At 70.1% G+C, this 1,322-nt stretch carries 1 protein-coding gene; it reads left to right on the top strand.

The features are described 5' to 3' along the window. A partial coding sequence (locus AOJ26_RS39720) for a nitrite/sulfite reductase (RefSeq protein ID WP_053853204.1) occupies positions 1–1,322 on the top strand: 1,322 nt, incomplete at both ends.

The raw sequence follows: 1,322 nt of genomic DNA, 5'->3' as shown, positions 1-1,322 counted from the left end.
GCCCGGCATCGACGGCGGCAAGACCGCGATCCTGGAGCCGGAGGAGCTGGACGACAAGTACTTCATGCTGCGGGTGCGGATCGACGGCGGACGCCTCACCACCCGGCAGCTCCGCGTGATCGGCGAGATCTCCGAGGAGTTCGCGCGCGGCAGCGCCGACATCACCGACCGGCAGAACATCCAGCTCCACTGGATCCGCATCGAGGACGTCCCGGAGATCTGGAACCGCCTGGAGGCGGTCGGCCTCTCCACCACCGAGGCCTGCGGCGACTGCCCGCGCGTCGTCATCGGCTCGCCGGTCGCCGGCATCGCCGAGGACGAGATCATCGACGGCTCCTGGGCGATCGAGGAGATCCACGAGCGGTACATCGGCAGCAAGGAGTTCTCCAACCTGCCCCGCAAGTTCAAGACCGCGATCTCCGGCTCCCCGCTGCTCGACGTGGTCCACGAGATCAACGACATCGCCTTCGTCGGTGTCGAGCACCCCGAGCACGGGCCCGGTTTCGACCTGTGGGTGGGCGGCGGCCTGTCCACCAACCCGAAGCTCGGTGTGCGGCTCGGCGCCTGGGTGCCGCTGGCGGAAGTGCCCGAGGTGTGGGCCGGCGTGGTCGGCATCTTCCGCGACTGGGGCTACCGCCGGCTGCGCAACCGCGCCCGTCTGAAGTTCCTCGTCGCCGACTGGGGCCCGGAGAAGTTCCGCCAGGTCCTGGAGGACGACTACCTGAAGCGCAAGCTGGTCGACGGTCCCGCGCCCGCCGAGCCCTCGGGCCGCTGGCGCGACCACGTCGGCGTGCACCGCCAGAACGACGGCCTCTTCTACGTCGGTTTCGCCCCGCGCGTCGGCCGCGTCGACGGCGCCACCCTGACGAAGATCGCCGAGGTCGCCGAGGCGCACGGCTCGGGGCGGGTCCGGACCACCGTCGAGCAGAAGATGATCATCCTCGACGTCGAGGAGGCGCAGGTCCAGCCACTGGTCGAGGCCCTGGAGGCGCTGGACCTGACGGCCAAGCCCTCCCCCTTCAGGCGCGGCACCATGGCCTGCACCGGCATCGAGTACTGCAAGCTCGCCATCGTCGAGACCAAGGCGCGCGGCTCGCAGCTGATCGACGAACTCGAGCGCCGCATCCCGGACTTCGACGAGCCGCTCACCATCAACCTCAACGGCTGCCCGAACGCCTGCGCCCGTATCCAGGTGGCGGACATCGGTCTCAAGGGCCAGCTCGTCCTCAACGACCGGGGCGAGCAGGTCGAGGGCTACCAGGTGCACCTGGGCGGCGCGCTCGGCCTGGAGGCCGGGTTCGGCCGCAAGGTGCGCGGTCTGA

It is taken from the genome of Streptomyces sp. NRRL B-24085, from assembly GCF_001282115.1.
In the GTDB taxonomy this organism is placed as follows: Bacteria; Actinomycetota; Actinomycetes; order Streptomycetales; family Streptomycetaceae; genus Streptomyces.
The sequence above is the reverse complement of the archived record's forward strand: the minus strand, read 5'-3'. Positions and strand labels throughout refer to the sequence as shown.